Annotated in this window: 1 protein-coding gene; it reads left to right on the forward strand. The window is 51.4% G+C overall.

All coding sequences use genetic code 11. The annotated features are described in order from the left end of the window. On the forward strand, window positions 1-544 hold a 544-nt coding region (locus R7190_RS29725), incomplete at its 5' end, for an IMP dehydrogenase (protein WP_318138188.1). Between the last annotated feature and the right edge of the window lie 12 nt (window positions 545-556).

Genomic DNA, 556 nt, shown 5'->3' on the forward strand with positions numbered 1-556 from the left:
TATTCTTGCTGGCGCAGACATCGTAAAAGTGGGCATTGGCCCAGGTTCAGTATGTACTACTCGTGTCAAAACGGGTGTGGGTTATCCTCAGCTTTCTGCAATCATTGAGTGTGGTGATGCGGCGCACGGCCTGGGTGGTATGATCATCGGTGACGGCGGTTGTTCATGCGCGGGTGACGTATCAAAAGCGTTTGGCGGCGGTGCAGACTTCGTGATGCTGGGCGGTATGTTAGCGGGTCACGAAGAGTCAGGCGGCGAGATCATCGAGAAAGATGGTGAAACTTTCATGAAGTTCTACGGCATGTCTTCTCAGTCGGCAATGGACAAGCACTCTGGTGGTGTGGCTAAGTACCGTGCCGCTGAAGGTAAAACCGTACTACTGCCATTCCGTGGCAGCGTTCACGGCACGATCTCAGATATCCTTGGTGGTGTGCGTTCAACCTGTACCTACGTAGGCGCAGCGAAGCTTAAAGAACTAACGAAGCGTACGACTTTCATCCGCGTACAAGAGCAAGAGAACAACGTATTCGGTAAAGAGAAGTAATTTAAAACTTCG

The organism is Vibrio sp. 1078-1, assembly GCF_033340475.1.